This window comes from Saccharothrix sp. (assembly GCF_031180885.1).
Taxonomy (GTDB): domain Bacteria; phylum Actinomycetota; class Actinomycetes; order Mycobacteriales; family Pseudonocardiaceae; genus Actinosynnema.
Window position 1 is genome coordinate 100,764 of sequence record NZ_JAPSLK010000006.1, and the last position, 19,628, is coordinate 120,391.

At 71.4% G+C, this 19,628-nt stretch carries 21 protein-coding genes; 11 read left to right on the forward strand and 10 right to left on the reverse strand.

Going from position 1 to position 19,628, the window contains the following annotated elements; all coding sequences use genetic code 11:
• Positions 1 to 45 precede the first annotated feature (45 nt).
• The 3 genes from RIN75_RS11435 (at position 46) to RIN75_RS11445 (ending at position 2,585) form a co-directional block, all read left to right on the forward strand.
• Entirely contained in the window at positions 46 to 477 is a 432-nt protein-coding gene (locus tag RIN75_RS11435; protein ID WP_309111815.1) for a MarR family transcriptional regulator, read from the forward strand.
• 78 nt (positions 478 to 555) lie between these two features.
• Positions 556 to 1,803, forward strand: coding sequence for an MFS transporter (locus tag RIN75_RS11440; RefSeq protein WP_309111816.1), 1,248 nt, complete (start codon positions 556 to 558; stop codon positions 1,801 to 1,803).
• Positions 1,804 to 1,811: 8 nt separating this feature from the next.
• Entirely contained in the window at positions 1,812 to 2,585 is a 774-nt protein-coding gene (locus RIN75_RS11445) for an ABC transporter permease (protein ID WP_309111817.1), read from the forward strand.
• 135 nt (positions 2,586 to 2,720) lie between these two features.
• Here the strand turns inward: RIN75_RS11445 and RIN75_RS11450 are convergent, their stop codons facing one another.
• Complete coding sequence (locus RIN75_RS11450; RefSeq protein WP_309111818.1) at positions 2,721 to 3,344, reverse strand: superoxide dismutase; 624 nt, start codon at positions 3,342 to 3,344, stop codon at positions 2,721 to 2,723.
• A gap of 102 nt (positions 3,345 to 3,446) precedes the next feature.
• Between RIN75_RS11450 and RIN75_RS11455 the strand changes: the two genes are divergently transcribed.
• Together RIN75_RS11455 and RIN75_RS11460 are read left to right on the forward strand one after the other, a co-directional pair.
• On the forward strand, positions 3,447 to 5,057 hold the full coding sequence (locus tag RIN75_RS11455; RefSeq protein WP_309111819.1) for an ABC-F family ATP-binding cassette domain-containing protein: 1,611 nt from the start codon (positions 3,447 to 3,449) through the stop codon (positions 5,055 to 5,057).
• Positions 5,058 to 5,061: 4 nt separating this feature from the next.
• Positions 5,062 to 5,472, forward strand: coding sequence for a hypothetical protein (locus RIN75_RS11460; RefSeq protein WP_309111820.1), 411 nt, complete (start codon positions 5,062 to 5,064; stop codon positions 5,470 to 5,472).
• Between the two features lie 15 nt (positions 5,473 to 5,487).
• On the opposite strand, the gene RIN75_RS11465 is transcribed toward RIN75_RS11460, so the two are convergent.
• Positions 5,488 to 6,990 carry a glutamate-cysteine ligase family protein gene (locus RIN75_RS11465; protein WP_309111821.1) on the reverse strand — a complete coding sequence of 501 codons (1,503 nt, stop codon included), beginning with the start codon at positions 6,988 to 6,990 and terminating at the stop codon, positions 5,488 to 5,490.
• A gap of 103 nt (positions 6,991 to 7,093) precedes the next feature.
• Between RIN75_RS11465 and RIN75_RS11470 the strand changes: the two genes are divergently transcribed.
• Both RIN75_RS11470 and RIN75_RS11475 read left to right on the forward strand, forming a co-directional pair.
• The gene (locus RIN75_RS11470; RefSeq protein ID WP_309111822.1) at positions 7,094 to 7,972 is read left to right on the forward strand and encodes an RNA methyltransferase; all 879 of its coding nucleotides are present in this window, start codon (positions 7,094 to 7,096) and stop codon (positions 7,970 to 7,972) included.
• A 45-nt stretch (positions 7,973 to 8,017) separates the two neighbouring features.
• Entirely contained in the window at positions 8,018 to 8,617 is a 600-nt protein-coding gene (locus tag RIN75_RS11475) for a DUF2537 domain-containing protein (RefSeq protein WP_309111823.1), read from the forward strand.
• On the opposite strand, the gene RIN75_RS11480 is transcribed toward RIN75_RS11475, so the two are convergent.
• Both RIN75_RS11480 and RIN75_RS11485 read right to left on the reverse strand, forming a co-directional pair.
• Positions 8,614 to 10,458 carry an ABC transporter ATP-binding protein gene (locus RIN75_RS11480; RefSeq protein WP_309111824.1) on the reverse strand — a complete coding sequence of 615 codons (1,845 nt, stop codon included), beginning with the start codon at positions 10,456 to 10,458 and terminating at the stop codon, positions 8,614 to 8,616. The two genes, RIN75_RS11475 and RIN75_RS11480, sit on opposite strands and share 4 nt — an antisense overlap.
• Positions 10,455 to 12,272, reverse strand: coding sequence for an ABC transporter ATP-binding protein (locus RIN75_RS11485; RefSeq protein WP_309111825.1), 1,818 nt, complete (start codon positions 12,270 to 12,272; stop codon positions 10,455 to 10,457). The genes RIN75_RS11480 and RIN75_RS11485 overlap by 4 nt, the downstream gene beginning before the upstream one ends.
• Before the next feature lie 65 nt (positions 12,273 to 12,337).
• Between RIN75_RS11485 and RIN75_RS11490 the strand changes: the two genes are divergently transcribed.
• Positions 12,338 to 12,577, forward strand: coding sequence for a hypothetical protein (locus RIN75_RS11490; RefSeq protein ID WP_309111826.1), 240 nt, complete (start codon positions 12,338 to 12,340; stop codon positions 12,575 to 12,577).
• Positions 12,578 to 12,586: 9 nt separating this feature from the next.
• On the opposite strand, the gene RIN75_RS11495 is transcribed toward RIN75_RS11490, so the two are convergent.
• From RIN75_RS11495 to RIN75_RS11520, 6 genes are all read right to left on the reverse strand, one after another.
• Positions 12,587 to 13,009 (reverse strand): hypothetical protein, encoded by a 423-nt coding sequence (locus RIN75_RS11495; protein WP_309111827.1) that lies wholly within the window; start codon positions 13,007 to 13,009, stop codon positions 12,587 to 12,589.
• Positions 13,002 to 13,376, reverse strand: coding sequence for a hypothetical protein (locus RIN75_RS11500; RefSeq protein ID WP_309111828.1), 375 nt, complete (start codon positions 13,374 to 13,376; stop codon positions 13,002 to 13,004). Before RIN75_RS11500 ends, RIN75_RS11495 begins: the two co-directional genes overlap by 8 nt.
• An 18-nt stretch (positions 13,377 to 13,394) precedes the next feature.
• On the reverse strand, positions 13,395 to 13,802 hold the full coding sequence (locus RIN75_RS11505) for a hypothetical protein (protein ID WP_309111829.1): 408 nt from the start codon (positions 13,800 to 13,802) through the stop codon (positions 13,395 to 13,397).
• A gap of 333 nt (positions 13,803 to 14,135) precedes the next feature.
• The gene (gene sepH, locus RIN75_RS11510) at positions 14,136 to 15,017 is read right to left on the reverse strand and encodes a septation protein SepH (protein WP_309111830.1); all 882 of its coding nucleotides are present in this window, start codon (positions 15,015 to 15,017) and stop codon (positions 14,136 to 14,138) included.
• A gap of 93 nt (positions 15,018 to 15,110) precedes the next feature.
• On the reverse strand, positions 15,111 to 16,244 hold the full coding sequence (locus RIN75_RS11515) for a HAMP domain-containing sensor histidine kinase (protein ID WP_309111831.1): 1,134 nt from the start codon (positions 16,242 to 16,244) through the stop codon (positions 15,111 to 15,113).
• Positions 16,241 to 16,900 carry a response regulator transcription factor gene (locus RIN75_RS11520; RefSeq protein ID WP_309111832.1) on the reverse strand — a complete coding sequence of 220 codons (660 nt, stop codon included), beginning with the start codon at positions 16,898 to 16,900 and terminating at the stop codon, positions 16,241 to 16,243. The genes RIN75_RS11515 and RIN75_RS11520 overlap by 4 nt, the downstream gene beginning before the upstream one ends.
• Before the next feature lie 88 nt (positions 16,901 to 16,988).
• Here RIN75_RS11520 and RIN75_RS11525 point away from each other — a divergent pair, with 88 nt between their 5' ends.
• The 3 genes from RIN75_RS11525 (at position 16,989) to RIN75_RS11535 (ending at position 19,588) form a co-directional block, all read left to right on the forward strand.
• Entirely contained in the window at positions 16,989 to 17,507 is a 519-nt protein-coding gene (locus RIN75_RS11525; protein ID WP_309111833.1) for a hypothetical protein, read from the forward strand.
• A complete protein-coding gene (locus RIN75_RS11530; protein ID WP_309111834.1) occupies positions 17,500 to 18,549 on the forward strand; it encodes a peptidoglycan-binding domain-containing protein in 1,050 nt (349 codons plus the stop codon). The genes RIN75_RS11525 and RIN75_RS11530 overlap by 8 nt, the downstream gene beginning before the upstream one ends.
• A gap of 388 nt (positions 18,550 to 18,937) precedes the next feature.
• Positions 18,938 to 19,588 carry an ABC transporter ATP-binding protein gene (locus tag RIN75_RS11535; protein WP_309111835.1) on the forward strand — a complete coding sequence of 217 codons (651 nt, stop codon included), beginning with the start codon at positions 18,938 to 18,940 and terminating at the stop codon, positions 19,586 to 19,588.
• The last annotated feature ends 40 nt before the right edge of the window (positions 19,589 to 19,628 follow it).

A 19,628-nucleotide genomic window follows, 5' to 3' on the forward strand; every position in this document is an offset into this window, starting at 1 on the left:
GCAGGTTCACGCGACGGGGGCGAGATCGTGAGGTATGCTAACTACGTGGCGGAGAGCGACGCGGAACGGGGACTGGCGAGCCGGCTGCGGCTGGCCGTGGTCCGGCTGACCCGACGGCTCCGCGCGCAGCGGGTGAACTCCGCGATCTCGCTCACCCAGGTGTCCGCCCTGTCCACGCTGCACAAGTGCGGGCCGCTGACGCCGGGCGAGCTGGCCGCCAAGGAAGGCGTCCAGCCGCCGTCCATGACGCGGGTGATCGCGGCGCTGGAGGAGTTCGGCTTCGCCACGCGCCGCCCCCACCCGACCGACGGGCGGCAGGCGATCGTGGAGCTGACCGAGGCCGGGCTGGCCTACATAGACGAAGAGGTGTCCGCGCGCGAGGCGTGGCTGGACAAGCGGCTCGCGGAGCTGACACCGGACGAACGGGCGGTGCTGTCGCGCGCCGCCGAGATCATCGACAGGATGGCGGGGCAGTAACGGGTGCCGGCTTACGCGGGTGGTGGCGAGTCCGATCGGGTCGATCGAGGCAAAGCGCTACCCCCGCCGAAGGCCCGCATGTTCGGCTCCCTGCGTGTCCGCAACTACCGGTTGTACGCGTCCGGCCAGGTTGTTTCCTTGGTCGGCGTGTGGATGCAGCGCGTCGCGCAGGACTGGCTGGTGCTGGAGCTGTCCGACGGGTCGCCGGTGGCTTTGGGGATCGCGGCGGCGTTGCAGTTCGCGCCGATCCTGTTCCTGTCGCTGTGGGCGGGCGTGCTCGCGGACCGGATGGACAAGCGGCGGCTGCTGCTGGTGCTGGAGGTCGGGCTCGGGCTGTGCGCGCTGACGCTGGGCCTGCTCGACGTGCTCGGGGTCGCCGAGTTGTGGCACGTGTATTTGTTGTGCCTGCTGCTGGGCGCGGTGGCGGCGGTCGAGACGCCGGTGCGGCAGTCGTTCGTGGTCGAGATGGTCGGGCGGGACCAGCTGACCAACGCGGTCGCGTTGAACTCGATGACGTTCAACCTGGCCCGCATGGTCGGTCCGGCCGTCGCCGGTGGGTTGATCATCGTGGTGGGCACCGGGTGGGTGTTCCTGCTCAACGCCATGACGTTCGTGGGTGTGATCACGGGCCTGCTGCTGATGCGCCCGGCCGAACTGCACCGCGGTGACCCGGTGCCGCGCGAGAAGGGGCAGCTGCGCGAGGGGCTGCGGTACGTGCGGGGGCGGGGCGACCTGGTGATCCTGCTGTGCCTGGTGTTCTTCGTCAGCACGTTCGGGCTGAACTTCCACGTGACGCTGGCGGTGCTGGCGCGCAACACGTTCGGGGGCGACGCCGACGCCTACGGCCTGCTGTCGACGTTGATGGCGGTGGGCACGTTGGCCGGTGCGACCCTGGCGGCGCGGCGCAGTGCCCGGGGCAAACCCCGGTTGAGGCTGCTGATCATCGGCGCGCTGGCGTTCGGTGCGCTGGAGATCGCGGCCGGTCTGATGCCGTCGCTGTGGCTGACCGGTGCGCTGCTGATCCCCGTGGGCATCGCGATGATGACCTTCACGACCACCGCGAACTCGACCGTGCAGCTGGCCGTGACGCCCGCCATGCGTGGCCGGGTGATGGGCCTGTACATGCTGGTCTTCCTGGGCGGCAACCCCGTCGGCGGCCCGGTGATGGGCTGGCTGGCCGAGCACTTCACCGCCCGCGCGCCCCTGGTGGTCGGCGGGGCGGTCTCGATCGTGGCGGCCCTGGTCGGCGGGTTCGTCCTGGCCCGTCGGGGCGGGCTGAGGCTGCCGTCCTACCGGCTCGGCCTGCGGCGGCGCGCCCGCGTCTGAAGCGGATGATGACCTCCGTGGTCATCTCGACGGACTGGGTGCGGCTGCTCGTCATCTGCGTGTTCTTCACCGCGGCGGCGGGGGCGGTGTTGTGGTGGGCCGGGTTGGCTTCGCCCAAACCGGTGGTGCGGGCGGCGTTGCGGGCGGCCGTGCAGTTGGCGGTGGTGTCGTCGGTCGTCACGGTGGTGCTGGCGTCGTTGCCGTTGACGGTCGGGTTCCTGGTGCTGATGGCCGGGGTGGCGACCGGGACGTCGGCGGCGCGGACCAAGACGGGCCGGCGGGGGATCTGGGTCGGGGTGGCGATCCTCGGCGGGACGGTGCCGGCGATCGCGGCGTTGGTCTTGAGCGGGCTGGTGCCGGTTTCCGGGATCGCGCTGGTGCCGGTCGGCGGGATCCTCATCGGTGGGGCGATGACCGCGACGACGTTGTCCGTGCGGCGGGCGCTGGACACCCTGCGGGACCGGCACGGGGAGTTCGAGGCGGCCCTCGCGCTGGGGTTCACCGAGGCGGTGGCGGTGCGGGAGCTGGTGCGCGGGCCGGCCGGGGAGGCGTTGTTGCCCGCGTTGGACCAGACGCGGACGGTGGGGCTGGTCACACTTCCGGGTGCTTTTGTCGGCATGTTGCTGGGCGGGGCGCCGGTGTGGCAGGCCGGGGCGTTGCAGCTGGTGGTGCTGTTGGGCCTGCTCGCGGTGGAGGCGGCGGCGATCGCGGTGGTCGTGGAGCTGGTCGCGCGGGGGTTCGTGCGCCGGGCTTCCCAACATGGCGAAGTTAGGCTAACCTAAGTCCCGTCGCTTCGTGGTGGGAGCGGCAGTCGGTTCGGGAACAGACGAGGCCCCGCCTCCCGGTCGTACCGCCGGGGAGCGGGGCCTCGTCGTGTCCGGCGGTGGGGCTTTGTCGGAGCATCCGCCACCGGGTTCTCAGGGCAGCTGGAGCCCGTTCCGCCCGGCGCGCGCGGCCTCGAAGCGGGCGTTCACGTCGTCCCAGTTGACGACGTTCCACAGCGCCGAGATGTAGTCCGCCTTCAGGTTGCGGTACTGCAGGTAGTACGCGTGCTCCCAGATGTCGAACACCAGCAGCGGCGTGGTCGCGATCGACAGGTTGGAGTGGTGGTCCTTGAGCTGCTGGGTGATCAGCCGCTGGCCGACCGGCTCCCAGGCGAGGACGCCCCAGCCGGAACCCTGGATCGACGAGGACGCCGCGGTGAGCTGGGCGCGCAGCTTGTCGAACGACCCGAAGTGCTCGTCGATCGCCGCCGCCAGCTCGCCGGTCGGCTTGTCGCCGCCGTTGGGGGACAGGTTCTTCCACCACACCTGGTGCAGCGCGTGGCCGGCGAGGTGGAACGCGAGCGTGGTCTCCAGGCCGACGATCGAGCCGAAGGACTCCTTGTCGCGCGCCTCGGCGATCTGCTCCAGCGTGTCGTTCGCGCCCTTCACGTAGGCCAGGTGGTGCTTGGAGTGGTGCAGCTCGTTGATCTCGCCGATGATCGCCGGCTCGAGGTCGCCGTAGTCGTAATCCAGGTCGGGCAGGACGTACTGGGCCATGACATCCCCTCGTTGCAACTCTCTGGTACTTGCAATCTACTTGCAACTAGTGCCGTCGGAAACTGAGGTGCTGATCACCGGCGAGCCTGCGATGATCGGGGCGTGTCCGTACTGGCAGCCCGGAACGTCACGCTGTCGTTCGGTCCGCGGACCGTGCTCCAGGAGGTAGATCTCGATGTCCACCCAGGTCGCCGCGCAGGCCTGATCGCGCCCAACGGCGTCGGCAAGTCCACCCTGCTGCGCGTGCTCGCCGGCGAGGTGAAGCCCGACGAGGGGACTGTCATCGCGCGCGGGAGCGTCGCTTTTCTGACCCAGGAGACGACCGTCCGGCCCGGCGAGTCGCTGCGGGCCCACCTCGCCCGGCGCACCGGTGTGGCGCGTGCCGTGCGTGCCTTCGAGGCGGCCACGCTGGCGTTGACCGAGGGTCGACAGGGCGCTGATGACGCCTATGCGCACGCCTTCGACGTGTGGACCGCCATCGGCGCGGCCGACTTCGACGAACGCGCGGACGAGGTGTGCGACCGGTTCGGCCTGCCCGCCGACCTGCTCGACGAGCACCGGACCCTGTCCGGCGGCCAGTCGGCACGGCTGCGGCTGGCGTCGGTGCTGTTGGCGCGCGCGGACTTCCTGCTGCTCGACGAACCCACCAACGACCTCGACGCGGCTGGCCTGGACCTGCTGGAGTCCCACGTCCTGGCCAGCCCGGCGGGCATGGTCCTGGTCAGCCACGACCGCGAGTTCCTCGCCCGGACCACGACCGACATCGCCGAACTCGACGAGTTCAGCCACGGCGTCACCGTGTTCGGCGGCGGGTGGGACGCCTACGTGGCCGAGCAGGCGGCGGCCCGGCGGCGCGCCCGCGAGGAGTACGAGACCTACGCGGCCAGGCGCGACGCCCTCGTCCAACGCTCCCGCGAGGTCCGCGAGTGGTCCCGCGCGGGCGTGCGCCGCAACGCCAAGTCCGACGAGCCGGACAAGAACATCAAGGCCTTCCGCAAGCAGGGCGCGGAGAACACGGCCGCCAAGGCGTCCACAGTGGACCGTGCGTTGGCTCGGTTGGAAGAGGTCGAGGAGCCCCGCGAACCGTGGGAGCTGCGCCTGACCCTGCCATCGGCCGGCCGGGGCAGCCAGATCGCCTTCACGCTCCGGGGTGCCGTGGTGAGTCGCGGCGAGGTCACGCTGGGGCCGATCGACCTGACCATCGGCGCGGGGGAGCGCTGGCGCATCACCGGTCCCAATGGGTCCGGCAAGAGCACCCTCCTGGGTGCCCTGCTCGGCCGGATTCCCCTGGTCGAGGGTGACCGCAGTCAGGGTGCGTCCGTGGTCGTCGGTGAGGTGGACCAGATCCGCGCCGGGTTCGCGACCGACCGCACCCCGCTGGAGGTCGTCGCGGAAGCCACCGGGCTCCCGGACGTCGAGGTCAGGACCCTGCTGGCCAAGTTCCGCGTCGGTGCTGACGCGGTGCTCCGGCCGGCCCGCTCCCTGTCCCCCGGCGAGCGGACCAGGGCGGGTCTGGCCGTGCTCCAGGCTCGGGGGACGACGTGCCTGGTCCTGGACGAACCCACCAACCACCTGGACGTCCCCGCCATCGAGCAGTTGGAACAGGCCCTGGAGACCTACTCGGGGACCCTGCTGCTGGTGACGCACGACCGGAGGCTCGCGGACGCGGTGGGGGTGGACCACGCACTCGATGTGCGGACCCTGGCAAGATGAGCACATGGGCACGGAGGACGACTGGCCGATCGAGCAGACGTGGTCGCTGCGCAACACCCACTGGCACGCCTACGTCGAACACACCTCCCTCGACCACGCCTCACCACGCCAGGAGCGCCTGGAGCGCACCCCGGAAGAGGTCCTGACGACCCCGGCCGAGGTCGCCGCGTGGCTGGAGGTCAACCTCCGCAGCGCCACCAAGCCGGAGGAGGCCGGGAAGAAGCGCACGAAGGACGAGCGCGACTTCTCCGACTCCAACCGGGTGCACACCTCGCTGGCGTCGCGCGGTGAGTCCATCTACACGGGCGTCAAGGGGATGCTGACGCTGGCGGTCGAGGCGGTCACCCCCGACGAGTGCCGCAGCTCCCACGACGGCGCCGACGTGGCCCCCCTGAAGGCCGGCCGCCGCCGCTAGTCCTCCGCCGGAGGGCTACAAGCCGACCGGCCAGGTGTGGACGGGCTCCCCGTTGTGCATCAGCTCCACATACCTGGCCAACATGGCGCTCAACGCCACCTCCCGCTCCACCCCCCGCTCCTCCAACAACGCCACCGTCTCCCGCTGCCACGACGACCCGGTCCGCCGCGACAGGCACCTCGCCTCGATCACCCCGAGGTACCGCTCCCGCGCCTCGTCCGACACCCCGCAAGCCCGCAACCCCTCGTGCGCCAACGGCAGCAGCCTCCGCAGCACCAACTCGTCCGGCGGCACCCACCCGATCCCCGGCCAGTACAGGTGCGCGCCCATCCCGTGCCGGGAGCCCGCGTACAGGTTCTCCTCGGCCGCGTCGAACGACATCTGCGTCCACAAAGGACGTTCCAGCGTCGTCAAAGCCCGTTGCGCCCCGTAGAAAAACGCGGCGTTCGCCATCGTGTCCAGCACCGTGGGTCCGGCCGGCAGCACCCGGTTCTCCACCCGCAGGTGCGGCACGCCGTCCACCACGTCGTACACGGGCCGGTTCCACCGCCACACGGTTCCGTTGTGCAGCCTCAGTTCCGTCAACGACGGCGTCCCGCCCGCCCCCAGCACGTCCAACGGGTCCTCGTCGCCCGTCTCCGGCAGCAACGCCGGGAAGTAGCGCACGTTCTCCTCGAACAGGTCGAAGATCGACGTGATCCACCGCTCCCCGAACCACACCCTCGGCCGCACGCCCTGGTTCTTCAGCTCCACCGGCCGGGTGTCGGTCGCCTGCAGGAACAACGGGATGCGCGTCTCGTGCCACAACGCCCGCCCCAGCAGGAACGGCGAGTTCGCCGCGATCGCCACCTGCACCCCGGCCAGCGCCTGGGCCGCGTTCCAGTGCGCGGCGAAGTCGTCCGGCGCCACCTGCAAGTGCAGCTGCACGGACGTGCACGCGGCCTCCGGCAGGATGGATTCGGCGTAGCTCAACAACTTCTCGGGCGCGGCGCGCCCCGGCATCGGGGTGCCCTCCATGTTCAGCACGACCTCCTCCCCGCGGGCCGCGAAGATCTGGTCGTTCAGCAGGGCGTAGCGGGGGCTGTCGGACAGCCAGCGGCGGTCGAAGTGCTCGTGCCGCAACGTGGGTAGCACGCCGATCATCACCAGGGACGTGCCGGCGTCGTGGGCCTTGTCGTCGGCGCACGACAGGGTCTGCTTCAGCTCGCGCTCCAGGTCCAGCGTCTCGTCGCCGGCAAGTTCGCGCGGTGGGACGTTGACCTCCAGGTTGTGCTGCCCCAGTTCCAGCGTGAACGACGGGTCGTCGATCTTCTCCAGGACCTCGGCGTTGGCCATCGCGGGCCGGCCCGAGTCGTCGACGAGGTTGAGTTCGATCTCCAGGCCCATCTGCTGGCGCGGGAAGGAGAAGCTGTCCTCCGCCAACATGGTCCCCAGCGCGTCCAAGCACCGCTGCACCCGCTCGCGGTAGCGCTGGCGGTCCTCCCTGGTGAACGTCCGACTGGACACATTGCTACCCATGCCGCCTCCCAATCGGTCGGGCTGCTCCGGCGGGCTCAGCGGAGGTCAACCGTGACACGGCTGCTTTCCGCCCGCCAGCGCCCAAATCGGTGCTCTCTGTCACATGGAGGTAACAATCAGCGAGAAAACGCTGGTCCAGCGCTTGCGGCTCGACCCGTTGGACTACGAGGGGTGTTCACATGCCGGGAAGTGGGACACTGCCCGGGTGATCGAGATCGACGATCCGGCGGACCCCCGACTGGACGATTTCCGGGACCTCTCGACGGCCGACCGGAGGCCCGACCGGCCGGGTGGCCGCGGGCTGGTCATCGCCGAGGGCGTGGTGGTCGTCGAACGGCTCCTCGCCTCGCCCTACCCGGTGCGCGCGCTGCTCGGCGTGCGCCACCGGGTCGAAGCTCTGGGCGACCTGCCCGCGCCGGCGTACGTGACCTCGCCCGAGGTGATGGCCGAGGTGGTGGGGTTCCACCTGAACCGGGGCGTGCTCGCGGCGGCGGACCGGGCGCCGCAACCCAGTCCCGAGGACCTCGCCGCGAAGTCGACGCGCCTGGCCGTCCTGGAGGGCGTGGGCGACCACGAGAACCTGGGTTCCCTGTTCCGCAACGCCGCCGCACTGGGCATCGACGGCGTGCTGCTCGGACCGGGGTGCAGCGACCCGCTCTACCGGCGCAGCGTGCGGGTCTCGATGGGGCACGTCCTGCGCGTCCCCTTCGCCACCATGCCCGACTTGGTGTCAGGGCTGGACATGCTGCGCCGCAACGGGTTCCGGGTCGCCGCGCTCACGCCGCGCGCGTCCGCGACCAACCTCCAGGACGCCGGGCTGCGCGGGCAGCGGGTCGCGGTCATGCTGGGTTCGGAGGGCCACGGCCTGACCGAGGAGGCGATCACCGCCGCCGACCTGGCCGTCCGCATCCCCATGGCCTCCGGCGTCGACTCGCTGAACGTCGCCACGGCCGCCGCGATCGCCTTCTACGCGATCGCCTGACCGACTACGTTCAACCTGAGCACACCGTCGCCGAGGAGGGCATTCGTGGAACTGCGGGTCCGGGGCGGCCGTGCCGTGCTGGCGGGCCGCGACGACGCGGGCGAGCGGGAGGTCGACCCGCACACGCTGCCGCTGGGCGCGGGACTCGCCGACGCGCTGCACGAGTGGGCCAAGGTGGCGGAAGCGGTGCTGCGCACCGACCCGCCCGTGAACGGCGCGGCGGGCGCGCTGGTCACCCGCCGGGGGCGCCAACTCGCGGGACGGCTCGCCGCCGACATGGGCACGGCCGTGTCCTACACCGACCCGGTGTCCGGCGAGCAGTTCGTGGTGGAAGCGCCGGAGGTCGAACGCCCGCCCGCCGACGAGCCGGAGCCGGTGCCCCAGGACGAGGTCACGCCCTGGGGCACCGGTCTGACGGTCAGCGTGTTCACCGCGGCCGTGGTGACGTTCATGGTCGTCACCCTGTCCCTCGGCCTCGGCGAGACCAGCCCGTGGCTGGCCCTGCTGGCGAACGTGCTGGTCGTGGGCGGCATCGCCCCGTCCGTGTGGCTCGCCCGCAAGGTGCTGGTCTGGCGCTGGGTCGCCTACGGCGTGGTCGCCGGCGTGCTGCTGGCGTGGTTCGCGCTGATCACCACCCTGCTCTAGGCCAACGAGTCCCGCCACGCCGTGTGCAGCGCGGCGAACCGCCCGCGGCCGTCGACCAGGTCCTCGGGTGACCCGTCCTCCACGATCCGGCCGCCTTCGAGCACCAGCACCCGGTCCGCGATCATGACCGTGGACAGCCGGTGCGCGATGATGAACGCGGTCCGGTCCGCCAGCACCGTCTCCAGCGCGTGCTGCACCAGCCGCTCGGTCGGCACGTCCAGGCTGGACGTGGCCTCGTCGAGCACCAGCACCGCCGGGTCGGCCAGGAACGCCCGCGCGAACGCCACGAGCTGCCGCTGACCGGCCGACAGCCGCCCGCCGCGCTTGCGCACGTCGGTGTCGTACCCGTCGGGCAGCGCCGAGATGAACTCGTGCGCGCCGACCGCGCGGGCCGCGGCCACGACCTCGTCCCGGGTCGCCGACGGCCGGCCCAGGCTGATGTTGTCCGCGACCGACCCGTCGAACAGGAAGTTCTCCTGGGTCACCATCACCACGGCGCGCCGCAGGTCGGTGTCGGCGACCTGGCGCAGGTCGATGCCGTCCAGCCGGACCGCGCCCGCCGCCGGGTCGTAGAACCGCGCCACCAGTTTGGCCAGCGTCGACTTGCCCGCGCCGGTCGCGCCCACCAGCGCCACGGTCTGCCCGGCCGGCACGTGCAGGTCGAACGACGGCAGCACCACCGGCGTGGCGGCGGAGTAGCGGAACTCCACCCCGTCGAACGCGACCTGGCCGCGCACGTCCCGCAGCGGCGCGGGGTCCTCGGGCTCGGGCACGGTCGGCCGCTCCTCCAGCACGCCGGAGATCTTCTCCAGCGCGGCGGTCGCCGAGGCGTAGGAGTTGGCGAACATGGCGATCTCGTCGAACGGGTCGTAGAACCGCCGCACGTACAGGGTGAACGCGGCCAGCACGCCCAGTTCCAGGTCGCCGTGCGCCACCCGCCACGCGCCCCAGGCGAGGATCACGGCCAGGGACACGTTGCCGATCACCCGGACCAGCGAGGTGAACACCGCCACCACGCTGAACGCCTCGGTGTTGGCGTCGCGGAACTTGTCGTTGAACTCGCCCATGATCTGCTCGTTGCGCCGCTCCCGGCGGAACGCCTGCACCGCGCGGATGCCGTTCATGGTCTCCACGAACTGCACGATGATCTTGGCGATCGCGCCGCGGGTGCCCCGGTAGGCGCGCGCCGACCGGCGGCGGAACCACCGGATGAGCAGCAGCAGCGGCACGAACCCGAACAGCACGACCGCGGCCAGCGGCGGGTCCAGGGTCAGCATCACGATCGAGATGCCGACCACGGACAGCATGGACGTGAAGAACCCGTCCAGGCCCTGTTCCAGCAGGTCCTGGAGGGAGTCGACGTCGCTGGTCAGCCGCGAGATCACCTTGCCGGAGGTGTAGCGCTCGTGGAACGACACGGACAGCCGCTGGGCGTGCCGGAAGACGCGTTCGCGCAGGTCCAGCAGCAGGTCCTGGCCGATCCGGCCGGTGAGCCGGACGAACGACCAGCGCAGCAGGGTCGCCGAGAACGCCACGCCGACGTACCCGCCGACGCACCACGCCAGCACCTCCGGACGGCCGTCCAGCGCGGCCGGCACGCCCCGGTCGATGGCCACCGCGATCAGCAGCGGCCCGGCGAGGTTGACCAGGTTCTCCAGCACCACGATGGCCAGCGCGAGCACGGCCGCCCTGGTGTGCGGGCGCAGCAGGGAGCCGAGCAGCCGGCGCGACCGGGCCTGGAGCTTCACGCCGGTCGCGTGGTCCAGGTCCTCGACGTCCTCGGCGGCGACGCCCCGCCACCTCTCCTCGTCCTGCTCCGCGGTCTGCTCGACGGTGGTCACGCCGCCACCTCCTCATCCTCCATAGTGGACAGCAAGTAGCGGTACTCCTCGTTGTCCGCCAACAGTTCCCGGTGCGTGCCGACCGCGGCGATCCGCCCGTCGACGAGCATCGCCACGCGGTCGGCGAGCTGCACGGTGCTGGGCCGGTGCGCGACCACGAGCGCGGTCACGTCCTTGAGCACGCGGTGCAGCGCGGCCTCGACCTCCGCCTCGGTGTGCACGTCCAGCGCGGACAGCGGGTCGTCCAGCACGAGCACCGCCGGGTGCCCGACGACCGCGCGGGCCAGCGCCAGCCGTTGCCGCTGACCGCCGGACAGGGACAGGCCCTGCTCGCCGATCCGGGTGTCCAGGCCCCACGGCAGGGCGTCCACGAACTCCTCGGCCCGCGCGACCTTCAGCGCCTCCCGGACCCTCGACTCGTCCGCGCCGATCCCGCCGAGCGCCACGTTCTCGGTGACGCTCGCGGAGAACAGGATCGGCTCCTCGAACGCCGTGCCGACGACCCGGCGCAGCTCGGACAGGTCGAGGTCGCGCACGTCGACGCCGTCGACGGTGACCCGGCCCTTCGTCACATCAGCCAGCCTCGGCACCAGGGCGGTGACCGTGGTCTTGCCCGATCCGGTGGCGCCGACCAGCGCGACCGTCTCGCCCGGCCGGATGTCCAGGTCGACGCCGCGCAGCACCTCGCGCTCCCCGTCGGCGTGGGCGAAGTGCACCCCTTCGAACCGGACGTGCCCTCTGACCTGCTTGGGAAGCTTCTTCGGATTCGCGGGCGAGGTGATCGTGACGGGGGCGTCCATGACCTCGAAGTACCGCTCGGACGCGGCGGCGGTCTGGTTCGTCTCGGCCAACAACCACCCGATCGAGTCAATCGGCCAGCGCAGGTAGGCGCTCACCGTGACGGCGGCGACCAGCGTGCCCGCGGTGACCGTGCCGTCCGCGATGCCGACCGCGCCGAACGCGAGCTGCCCCGCGATGGCCAGCTCGGGCAGCACGATGAGCACCGCCCAGAGCAGCGCGAACACCCGGACCTTGGCCAGCTCGGTGTCCCGGAGTTCGCGGGCTTGGCGGAGGAACCGCCTGGTCAGGTGCGGTCCGCGGCCGAAGGCCTTGAGCACCCGGATGCCCAGCACGGACTCCTCGACCACGGTGGTCAGGTCGCCCGCCTGGTCCTGCGCCCGCCGCGCGACGACCTTGAACTTCGACTCGAACAGGTAGGACAGGAGGATCAACGGCAGCGTGCAGGCCAGCACGATCCCGCCCAGGACCGGGGACAGCCAGAACAGGATGCCCAGGCCGGTGAGCACGACCAGCGTGTTGACCACGAGGAACGTGCAGACGAACGCCACGAACCGGCGGACGGTGTTGAGGTCGGTGGTGGCGCGGGACAGCAGCTGGCCGGACTGGAAGCGGTCGTGGAACGACACCGGCAGCCGCTGGAGGTGGTCGTACATGGCGACCCGCATCCGGGCTTCGACGTCGGAGGCGGGCCGCGCGATGAACTTCCGGCGCGCGTAGAACAGGGCGGCCTCGCCGATGCCGAGCAGCAGGACCAGGGCGATCATCGGGGGGAGCGCCCCCAGGTCGCGGGCGGCGATCGGGCCGTCCACGATGCGTTGGGTGATGAGCGGGATGCCCAGGCCGCAGAGCATCGCCAGCAGGGCCGCGGACATGCTCAGCAGCATCTGCGCGCGGACCGGCCGGAAGTACGGCCAGAGTCTGCGCACGGTGGAGAACGTGGTGGTTTTCTGGTGGTCGGGTGGTGACGTCGCGGACTCGGTCACGTCGATGATCCCCCTCAGGCTCACTGCCACGGTACGAAGGTCACCCCCCGTAAGCATCCGGTTTTCCCGACGTCGAACATGCAGGCTCTGGATAGGTGGAGGTCAAGATGGACGTGCGCTACCTGCGCACCGAGCCGACCATGGCGTTCCCCAGAGGGCGGCTGTTGGCGGTGCGAGGCGGCTGGCTGTACGTGCTGGCGCCGGACGGGTGGGATGTGATCGGGGGGAGGGCCGAGCGCGCTCACCCGGTGTCGCGGGAGGACGCCGAGGACTGGTGCGAACGCGAGGGCTGGGACCTGAACCTGCTGGACACCGTCCCGCTACCGGAGTTCTGACTCCAGCCGCTATTCGTCGCGGCGGAGCATCGTGGGAGCGGTCAGCAGGCCCGCGAGGCCGTAGCTGAGGCCCGCGAGGATGGTCAGCACGGTCCACCGGTCACCGAGCCAGGAGAACCGCTCCTGGAGCTTGAAGTAGTGCGCGAGCCCGAGCAGCACCGGCCCGATGAGCACGACCGGCCACACCGGCCGGACCTTGAGCAGCCACAGCACCGGCCCGGCGAGCAGGGCGCTGAGCAGCAGCGCGACCGGCAACCCGATCACCACGAGCAGCAGGAACTCGCTCAACGACGTCTCGTTGACCACCCGGTCGAGCACACCGCCCCGGTAGGCCCAGATCCAGGCGGCCAGCAACACCGCGCCGACCGCCCCGGACACGACGACGCGCAGCAGCACCCTGTAGGCGAACGCACCGGCCGTCGTGTCACTCACGGCCGGCAGTCTGCCCGACCCGGTGGCGGGCTGTCACCGGTGCGGCCAGCGCGAACCCCAAGGCACCCGCCAGCACCCCACCGGCCGGCACGGACACCCACACGGTCGTCAACGTGAGCACCGACGCGAAGAACACCCCCACCGCGGCCATCCCCAACGCCCGCTCGACCCCGACGAGCCGGAACACCGCCCAGGCGACCAGCACTCCCACGACCAGCATGATCGGGATGCTGAACAGCCCCATCGCGAGGCAGTTCCAGTCCTCCTTGGAGCACACGGCGCCGGCGGCGATCAGTTCCCGGACACCCCACCAGGCAGCACCCAGCCCGGCGCCCACCAGGGCACCGATCAGCATTCGTGCCAGCATGCCCAGGGGGTTACCCGATCACCGCCCGACGAACCGCCGTTCACCCGGCGAGCCGTCTCCCGGCCTGCTCAACCACCGGTCCACCGTCCCGATCACCGCCGCCGCCGACAGGAACCCGACGGTCGGGGCGAACACCAGCGCGATCAGCCCGTACCCGAGGAACGTGAACACCGCCGCGATCCCCAGCGCCGTCCCGACCGAGGCGACGACAACGGGCCGGGCGATGCGCAACCGGCGCAGCATCAGCCAACCGAGCAACCACACCAGCAGCGGGTACAGCAAGATCGCCAGCACCAGCAGGCCGACGCACCCCAGGCCGCCATCCCGACACGGCACCACCGCCAACATCGACTGGACCACCACCGCACCGATCCCGGCCACCGCCCCGACCGGAGCCGCCACCAGGACCCGCTGCACCCTGTCCACACCGCGATCATCGCGCACCACCGACCCACCCGGCCACGAATGCCCCAACCCGGGCCAGGCGCCCTCGCACGGGAAGCTGGCCCCCGCCCCGCGGCGGAGGCCCTTCCAGTTCCCTCGAGCAGCCCTTTCGGGGCGACCAGCTCGGTCGAGTCCATCAACCTCGGCCCCGGTCGATCAGCCCGATCCGGTCGAGCCCGGTCGGACCAACCGACACCGGCCGGGTCGACCAACCCCGCCCGACCCGGCCGAGCCCGGTCGGCCCGGTCGGTCGGCCGACCCCGGTCGGGTCGATCAGCCCGGCTGAGTCGATCGAATCAATCGCGGTCGGGTCGATCAGCCCCGGTTGGAGCGGACGCCCAGCAGGACGTCTTCCCACGACGGCACGATCGGGTGGTTCTTCTTGCCGCGCTTGGGCGGCTGCTGGTCCTTCTTCGTCGCGGCCGGTGCGGGTGCCGGCGTGGGCTGGGGTGCGGGGGGCTCCTCGACGACCACCGGTTCCGGCTCGGGCTCCGGCGCGGGCGGCGGGGTCGGGGCGGGCTCCTCGCGGACCAGGATCTCCGGTTCCGCCGGCTTCTCCAGCTCCAGGGCCTGCCTGGCCAGCCGGGTCACCGGGCGGACCGTGCGCAGCGTCCGGTTCGGGTTCGGGTCCATCAGCTCGACGGCCGCGTCGTCCAGCGCGGTCACCGTGCCGCCGTGCGCGCCCGGGTGGAACGCCCAGTGCGCCCGGTTGTCGGACCGGCCCGCCGTCCAGTGCAGCTGCACGACCCAGCGGCCGTCCTCGCCGCGCCACGAGTCCCAGCTGACGTCGGTGTAGTCCTGCCCGCGCAGGCCGAACGAGTGCGCGACGACCTCGCCGAGCGTCTGCACGTCCGGCCCGTCCTCGCGCACCGGGTGCGCCCGCTGCGCCAGCTCCGCGGTCCGCGACCGCTCCAGCAGCACGGGGTAGGCGAACCGCTCGACCCGGTGGGTCGGGATGCCCGCCGCCGCGGCGACCTGCTCGACGGATTCACCGGCGCGGATGCGCGCCTGGATCTCGCGTGGGCGCATCTGGCTCTCCACCTCGATCTCGATCTGGCCGAGTCGGGTGAGGTCGCCGCGCGCCGCCGCGCGCAGCCGTTCGTCAGCGGGCAGCACGAAGCGCTCGCCGCGTTCCGGGTCCTCGAGGATGACGGATTTGCCGTCGTCTTCGAGCCCGATGACCCGCAGCGCTCGCATCATGGCCTCCCGTTTGACTTCACCTCGCCAGGTGCCGACGTTAATCCGGCGCGCCTCCTTGACGGGGGAGGCTCGCCGCGTTCACCGATATCTTCATGTGATCTTGCCGTATGTCGCTGTGGTCCGCACGTCTGTTACCGGAAGGTTCACCTCAACGCACAAACCGCCGCCACCCGCCGGATACGCGCTCACATTTCCCTGATGGGCCAATGCGATCGAACGCACGATCGAAAGACCCAGTCCCGCGCCGCCGCCACCCGCGCCCGGCAGCCGCCGGAACGGCTCGAAAAGCCCTGGTACCGCCTCTTCCGGGATTACCTCGCCGGTGTTGGCGACGACCAGCAGCGGGTTCGTGCCGCGCACCACCACGGCCACGTGGCCGTCCTCGTGGTTGTGGGTGCACGCGTTGCGCAGCAGGTTGGTGACGAGGTGGGCGAGCAGCACCGGGTCGCCCAGGACGGTCACCGGTTCCGCCTCCAGGCTGATGTCCTGCGGCTCGTGGCGGAACGTGTAGACCACGTCCTCCACGAGCTGGTCGAGTTCCACCGGTTCCCGCCGGCCCAGCCCCCGGTCGCTGCGCGCGAGGAGGAGCAGGCCGTCGATGAGCCGCTCGGAGCGCACGTTGGTGGCCAGCAGGTGGCCGCCGAGCCGCTTGACGTCGGCCGAGGCGTGCTCGTCCGCCAGCGCCACCTCGATGAGGGTGCGCTGGATCGCCAGCGGTGTGCGCAGCTCGTGGGAGGCGTTGGCGACGAACCTCTTCTGGCTGTCGAACGCGGTGGCCAGCCGGTCCAACATGCCGTCGAAGGTGTCCGCCAGCTCCTTCAGCTCGTCGTCGGGCCCGTCCAGGTTGATCCGCCGACCGAGGTCCTCGACCTCCAGCCGGTGCGCGGTCGCGGTGATCGACTGCAGCGGCTCCAGCACCCGGCTCGCGAGCACCCAGCCCACGATGCCCGCCAGCGCGGTGGTCACCACCAGCCCCACGCCCGACTGCAGCAGCAGGGTGTTGAGCGTCTCGGACCGGTAGTCCTCCAGCGTGGTCACCACCTGCATCTGGTCGACCGGGGCCGGCGGGGGCCCCGCCACCGCGATGGCGAACGAGTCCACCTGCGGCAGCTGGGCGCTCACCAGGACGTAGTTCAGCGCCACCAGAACCACGCCGGCGAGCAGGAAGAAGCCCCCGTACCAGGCGGTCAGCCTGGCCCGCACGGACAGCCGCAGCGGTCTCACCCCCCGAACCGGTAGCCCGCGCCGGGCACCGTCTCGATGACGCCGGGTTCACCGAGCTTGCGCCGCAGGGTCATCACCGCCACCCGCACCGCGTTCGTGAACGGGTCCGCGTACTCGTCCCACGCCTTCTCCAGCAGGTCCTCCGCCGTCACCACCGTCCCTTCCGCTCTCATCAGCACCTCCAGCACCGCGAACTCCTTGCGCGAGAGCTGGATGAACCGGCCCTCCCGCGACACCTGGTGCCGCGGCACGTCGAGCACCACCCCCGCCCGGCGCAGCACCGGCGGCAGCGCCGGCCGCGCGCGCCGGCCCAGCGCCTGCACCCGCGCCACCAGCTCGGCGAACGCGAACGGCTTGGTCAGGTAGTCGTCCGCGCCGAGGCCCAGCCCCTCCACGCGGTCCTCCACCTGCGCCGCCGCCGTCAGCATCAGCACCTTCGCCTCGCCACCGGCCTCCAGCACGGCCGCGCATACCTCGTCCCCGTGCGCCACCGGCAGGTCGCGGTCGAGCACGACCACGTCGTAGTCGTGCACACCCACCCGTTCCAGCGCCTCCCCTCCGTCGTAGCAGACGTCCACCGCCATCGAGACCCGGCGCAACCCCTCGGCGATGGTGTTCGCCAACAACTCCTCGTCCTCGACCACCAGAACCCGCATGGCGACGAGTGTGCGGGAGGGGACATAAGCAGCCGATAAGCGATTTCGCTTATCTGGCCGAGATCGCCCCGTCCGTACAAATCGGACCATGCGAAAACCGATCTGGCTGGTGCTGGGAGCACTCCTGCTGGCGGGCTGCGGCACCGCCCAGCAGGCCGATGGCGTGGCGTCGATCTCCGGCGGTCCGACGAGCAGTTCGTCGGCCGCGCCGGACGACGGCGGGCGGGACGAGGACAAGGTGCGCGAGTTCGCCAAGTGCATGCGGGAGAACGGCGTGGACATGCCTGATCCCGAGGTGGACGGCAAGGGCGGCATCGCGATTCGGATCGACGGCGGCGACGCCGGGATGGAGGAGATGAAGAAGGCGGAGGAGGCGTGCAAGCAGTTCCTGCCCAACGGCGGGGAGATGCGCAAGCCGACACCGGAGGAGATGGACCGGATGCGCGAGGAGATCAAGTGCTTGCGCGAAAAGGGCATCGACGTGCCCGAGCCGGACTTCGAGAACGGCGGCGGCATCGGGTTGCCGTTCGACGACGACACGGACAAGACGCAGAAAGCCATGGAGGAGTGCGGTTTCGGCGGGCAGGTGAGCAGGGCCGATGGCTGAGCGGGGGAGGTGGTTGATCGCGGGCGTGGTGGCGCTGGCGCTGCTGGGCACCGGGACGGCGGTGGCGCTGACGAGGGTGTCGGCGGACCGGGCCGGCGCGGAGCCCGAGCGCGGCGAGCCCGCGAAGACGGCGGAGGTCAAGCGCACCACGTTGGCCGACCAGCAGACCGTGACCGGCACCGTCGCGTACGGGGCGGAGCGGTCGCTGGCGGGCCGCAGACCGGGCACCGTGACGGGCCTGCCGGCGGCCGGCGACGTGCTGGAGCGGGGGGAGGCGGTGTACTCGGTGGACGCGAAACCGGTGCCGCTGTTCTACGGCGCGCTGCCGCTGTACCGGGACCTGTCGGCGGGCGTGGACAACGGCCCGGACGTCAAGGTGGTCGAGGAGAACCTGGCGGCGCTGGGCTACCGGGACTTCGGCACACCCGACGAGAAGTACACGTCCGCGACCGCCGCGGCGGTGAAGAAGTGGCAGAAGGCCAACGGGCTGGAGCAGACCGGGGCGGTGGCGTCCGGTGACGTCGTGGTGCAGCCCGGAGCGGTGCGGGTGGCCTCGGTGAACGCGCAACTCGGGTCGCCCGGCGCCGGCGACCTGATGAAGGTGACCGGCACGGACCGGGCCGTGACGGTGGAGTTGGAGAAGGCGAAGCAGCGCTACGCGAAGACGGGCGAGAAGGTCGAGGTGGAGATCACCGGCGGCAAACCGACCACCGGCACGATCACCGCGGTCACCCCGACCCCGTCGACGGGCAGCCCCGGCGAGAAGCCGAAGGTGACCGTGACCATCGCTCTGGACGACCCGAAGGCAGCCGAGGGCATCGACACGGCGTCGGCCGGGGTGCTGTTCACGGTCGGCAAGCGCGAGAACGTGCTGACCGTGCCGGTCGGTGCCCTGCTGGCCCTGGCCGAGGGCGGCTACGCCGTGGAAACCGCCACCGACCGCCGCCTGCTGCCGGTGAAGACGGGCCTGTTCGCGAAGGGCCAGGTCGAGATCACCGGCGAGGGCCTGACCGAAGGCCTCCAGGTGGTGACCACCTCATGACCACCTCCAACCCACGACCCGTCCACTCCACACCCCGCTCATCCGACGATGCCGCATCGCGCGCGGCTGCGAACTCCGCGGTGCGCGTGGCCCGCCGTTCCTCCGCATTGGGCGCGGCGAGCGACCCACCCGGCGCATCCGCGACATACCGGGCTAAACCGGCGGCTCGTCGGGCTAAACCGGCTGCTGGCCGCACTCGCCCGGCTGCCGGCCGCACTCGCCCGGCTGCCCGCCGCATCTCGCCGGCCATGCGCCGCCTCCCGCCGGCTGTGCCTCGGCTCCCGCTGGCTGTACAGCGCATCCCGCGCACCGCGGCGAGCATCCCGGTGGCAGCCCGTGCGGGTCGTCGAACAGCGGGCGGCCGTCTAGGTGGTCAGGGGGTGGGTGGATGATCGTCCTGGACCGCGTCAGCCGGACCTATCCCGGCGGGGTGCGGGCGTTGCGGGATGTCTCGTTGACCGTCGACGACGGTGAGATGGTCGCGATCGTCGGTCCGTCCGGGTCGGGCAAGTCGACGCTCCTCCAGCTCATGGGCACCCTCGACCGGCCCACCTCCGGTCGGGTGGAGGTTCGCGGGCAGGACGTCTCCGCGATGGCCGACCGGCGGCTCTCCGCGTTGCGCGCCGGGTGGATCGGGTTCGTCTTTCAGCAGTTCTTCCTCAGTGACGGCGTGCCGGCGATCGACAACGTCGCCACCGGTCTCCTTTACGCAGGGGTGCCGCAGAAGCGCCGGCGGGCGATGGCGGCCGAGGCGCTGGAGCGGGTCGGGTTGTCGCACCGGGCCACGCACCGGCCGGGTGAGCTGTCCGGTGGTGAGCGGCAGCGGGTGGCGATCGCGCGGGCCGTGGTCAACCGGCCGGCGATCCTGTTGGCCGACGAACCGACCGGCAACCTCGACAGCCGCAACGGTCACGGCGTGCTGGAGCTGCTCCGCGAGCTGAACGCCGACGGCACCACGGTCGTGATCATCACCCACGACCGGGACGTGGCCGCCGCCGCGCCCCGGCGGGTCGAGGTGCGGGACGGGGTGATCGTGTGACTCGGACAGTCGAGCCGGCGGCACCGCGCCACGCACCGCC

What these genes read in the sequence shown, in the direction of transcription:
- RIN75_RS11440 (WP_309111816.1), top strand. Translation starts at nt 556, where the DNA reads ATGTTCGGCTCCCTGCGTGTCCGCAACTACCGGTTGTACGCGTCCGGC.
- RIN75_RS11530 (WP_309111834.1), top strand. Translation starts at nt 17,500, where the DNA reads ATGGCTGAGCGGGGGAGGTGGTTGATCGCGGGCGTGGTGGCGCTGGCG.
- RIN75_RS11445 (WP_309111817.1), top strand. Translation starts at nt 1,812, where the DNA reads ATGACCTCCGTGGTCATCTCGACGGACTGGGTGCGGCTGCTCGTCATC.
- RIN75_RS11535 (WP_309111835.1), top strand. Translation starts at nt 18,938, where the DNA reads ATGATCGTCCTGGACCGCGTCAGCCGGACCTATCCCGGCGGGGTGCGG.
- RIN75_RS11470 (WP_309111822.1), top strand. Translation starts at nt 7,094, where the DNA reads ATGGAGGTAACAATCAGCGAGAAAACGCTGGTCCAGCGCTTGCGGCTC.
- RIN75_RS11500 (WP_309111828.1), bottom strand. Translation starts at nt 13,376, where the DNA reads ATGCTGGCACGAATGCTGATCGGTGCCCTGGTGGGCGCCGGGCTGGGT.
- RIN75_RS11460 (WP_309111820.1), top strand. Translation starts at nt 5,062, where the DNA reads ATGGGCACGGAGGACGACTGGCCGATCGAGCAGACGTGGTCGCTGCGC.
- RIN75_RS11450 (WP_309111818.1), bottom strand. Translation starts at nt 3,344, where the DNA reads ATGGCCCAGTACGTCCTGCCCGACCTGGATTACGACTACGGCGACCTC.
- sepH (WP_309111830.1), bottom strand. Translation starts at nt 15,017, where the DNA reads ATGCGAGCGCTGCGGGTCATCGGGCTCGAAGACGACGGCAAATCCGTC.
- RIN75_RS11520 (WP_309111832.1), bottom strand. Translation starts at nt 16,900, where the DNA reads ATGCGGGTTCTGGTGGTCGAGGACGAGGAGTTGTTGGCGAACACCATC.
- RIN75_RS11525 (WP_309111833.1), top strand. Translation starts at nt 16,989, where the DNA reads ATGCGAAAACCGATCTGGCTGGTGCTGGGAGCACTCCTGCTGGCGGGC.
- RIN75_RS11465 (WP_309111821.1), bottom strand. Translation starts at nt 6,990, where the DNA reads ATGGGTAGCAATGTGTCCAGTCGGACGTTCACCAGGGAGGACCGCCAG.